This is a genomic window from Kurthia zopfii, from assembly GCF_003143955.1.
GTDB lineage: Bacteria > Bacillota > Bacilli > Bacillales_A > Planococcaceae > Kurthia > Kurthia zopfii.
Genome location: NZ_QFVS01000074.1, coordinates 1 through 2,908, shown reverse-complemented (window position 1 = coordinate 2,908; position 2,908 = coordinate 1). Strand labels below are relative to the sequence as shown.

At 34.4% G+C, this 2,908-nt stretch carries 3 protein-coding genes; 1 reads left to right on the top strand and 2 read right to left on the bottom strand.

The genetic code is table 11. The features are described 5' to 3' along the window. The first annotated feature begins 209 nt into the window (after positions 1–209). Complete coding sequence (locus DF281_RS14335) at positions 210–494, top strand: hypothetical protein (protein ID WP_109350937.1); 285 nt, start codon at positions 210–212, stop codon at positions 492–494. Between the two features lie 228 nt (positions 495–722). Here DF281_RS14335 and DF281_RS14330 read toward each other — a convergent pair whose 3' ends face one another. Next, on the bottom strand, positions 723–1,262 hold the full coding sequence (locus DF281_RS14330; RefSeq protein WP_370447851.1) for a glucosaminidase domain-containing protein: 540 nt from the start codon (positions 1,260–1,262) through the stop codon (positions 723–725). 102 nt (positions 1,263–1,364) lie between these two features. Further along, complete coding sequence (locus DF281_RS14325) at positions 1,365–2,609, bottom strand: GGDEF domain-containing protein (protein WP_170114855.1); 1,245 nt, start codon at positions 2,607–2,609, stop codon at positions 1,365–1,367. Between the last annotated feature and the right edge of the window lie 299 nt (positions 2,610–2,908).

The window sequence follows — 2,908 nt, the reverse complement described above, 5'->3', positions numbered from 1 at the left end:
CTCGGTCAAATAAGAGAAACCGCTGCAAGTAAAGAAATACACTTGCAAGTACGCTCTATTCCCAAGAAGCTCCCACTTCAAGCGTGAAGAACCGCAAGGTTTAGCTAAGTGGCGAGTAGTTCACTGAATTGTAAAGTACAAAAAACTTGCATTTACGCTTAAATTTCATTATTGTCAAAGTAAATAATGAAGATGTCAGGAGGAAAAGTATGGTAGATCAAGAACAAAAAAATCACCCAGCTAAAATTACATACCACTATCCAATAATTGATTTGGAAAAGAAGACGGTCAAAGGGATTGTCACAATTGATCACCGTCCGTACTTATCAGCATCTGTAGATTTATCAAAAGGAATGATTCATGTCGAGAAGAATGCTTCAGAGAGTGATGAGCAGCATTTTAATGATCATGAGATGATTGAAGAAATAAAAGAGATGGCAGAGTTTATTATCGTTAACCACGTTGAAGGTTATGGCCAAAGTACATTAAACTAAGCACATACTAAAAAGGGCTCTGTATCAAATGTTGGAGGTGACTGAAATTGGATTTTCAATTTCAGTCACCTTTTTGTACTTAATTGGTATTCGTATTTTGGCTCTAAATCGATCGAAATATTTATAGATATATGCATTGCATTTCATAATTTTTGTTTTGTTATGAATACCTCAAAATATAAAATTAAACCAAAAAAAGTCGGCACTGCGTAAAAACGCAATACCGGCTTATTTTGTGTCGTACTTACTTAATTTATAGTCTTTAATTAATTGATTTAACTTATGATTATATTTTGAATCAGTCGCATATCGGCCAGTTAGCGCAGCGGTTGCTTCTTTATAAGATTTTGAATTTTTAACAAAAGTCTTATGATAGATTTCCTTGTTCCATGAAGTGCCTTTTTGCAATAACTTGGCATAATCTTTCATACTTTCTTCATAGGAAGGATACTGTCTAAAATTGGCGTTGATCGTACGCATATTGCCTTTTCCATCATCTTCTTGCGTTGGATAACGAACGCTATTACCACGGTATGAGCCTTTCATACCGAAAAGATTATAGTTCGGTGTACTCGCTAATTCACTATTGCCAGAATTACTTTCTAAAGTAGCTTGAGCAATCATTACAGATGCGTAAAGACCATATTTTTCAGCGATTTTTTCAGCTGTTGGGGCTATTTTTTGAATGAACTCTTTTTGAGTGAATTGTTGGCTAGGTGTATGTTGTGCATTTGTTTTTGGCTCTGAAGAAGTTGAAAAAACATTCACCAGAAGCAGTACAGAGAATATAAGCACGACACAAGCTAGTGCTGCTAGAACAGTAAGTTGTGCGAATTTCCGCAAAGAGAACACCTCCAATACATCATCTAATTAAAACGATTTACTCGCCAAAAGGTTTCGTAATTGCGTTTGCATAATGATGTCAGACATATAGATGACATCGCCTTCTTCCATGAGTAGGAAGCCATCTTTTCTTGATCGTTTCACCATATATTGTGCTTCATCTGCATGGAGTATGCAACTATTCATTTCCTCAAAATCAGTAATGAATTGTGTATTGCCACCAACGCTAAATGTTAAATGTTCTGACACATTAGACGTTGCGTGTTGTATATCATATTTTTCAATTGCTGTAATAAAGTCATTGTAAAATTCATGAATCTCTTGCTCGGAATGATTTTCGAGTAAAATCAAAAATTCTTCGCCACCCCATCTAACCGCAAAGCGATTTGGTTGCGCACAAAGTAAATGAAGTGTAGCAGCGACTTTGGCTAGAACGACATCGCCATAAGCATGGCCATAAAAATCATTGTATTTTTTGAAAAAATCAATGTCAATAATTAAGACAGTCATTTGAATCGGTAGTTTTTGATCAATCGATTGCATGCGATGTAAATAACCTCGACGATTGGCTAGATTGGTCAATTCATCTGTGTGAGCAGCAGTCTGAAGTGCTTCCGTTAGGTCTTTAGAACGATTTCGCTCGCCTAATAATTCTTGATGTTGTAATAAGTTTGAACGAAGTACACGACCGTTAAAGTAGCCGAGAATTAAGATGATCTCCGTCAAAGTTAGAAGTAACATTAAATTTCCCTGACCATATGAATGGAATGAATCGTCCACAATGATTGCCCAACATAAAACTGACGTGGAAATTAATACAGGAGGAAGTATTTTTTTTAAAGTAATGACGAGAAAAGCAGTACAAGATAATAAGTAAACTAAGTAAATGACGATATGCTTATAAAGCGTATGGTCTAGTGTTGAGATAAAGCAGCTAGTAATTAAAATACTCCATATATATGTAATAAGAATTTTTTGGAACTGCCGAGCATTTTCAATTGTGAAATTTTGTTTATGTTTAAAATGTTGTGTTACGAATAGTAAAAGCATGTGGGCGAAAAGTGCGAAAATATAAGAAGGTAGGTAAATTTTGAAATCATTATAATCAACTTTTGCAAAATAATGAGAGTAAATATTTATGCTAATTATAACGAACAACAATTGTATTGAGAATAGTGAAATAAATTGAAGCCGTGCTACATTTTGTTTTGCAATTTCTATCTCCATATAATTACTATTTGAATCGGCTATTTCATCTTTTGTTGTGGACATGCATTTTGCACCTCGCCCCTCTCGAATATTCAACACTTTACATAATACCATAATATTGAATTGAAATGACTATTCAAAGCCAAAAAGATGGGTATAATGTAATGATGATACCGCATTTTTTTCTAAATAATGTAATTTTAAGCATATAAATGAAATAAAAAACCCCTCAAGTCATATAAAGTGTACCCTTTGTAAAGGACATTTTGAAAAAGACTAGGAAACTTGTTGAAGCTGCTGTCTGTATTTTACAGGCGGCAGCTTCTTTAAATTCCACTGACCACGATAATGATTGTAATACG

Excerpts from the sequence above, each read along its gene's own strand:
- DF281_RS14335 (WP_109350937.1), top strand. The coding sequence starts at position 210 with ATGGTAGATCAAGAACAAAAAAATCACCCAGCTAAAATTACATACCAC.
- DF281_RS14325 (WP_170114855.1), bottom strand. The coding sequence starts at position 2,609 with ATGTCCACAACAAAAGATGAAATAGCCGATTCAAATAGTAATTATATG.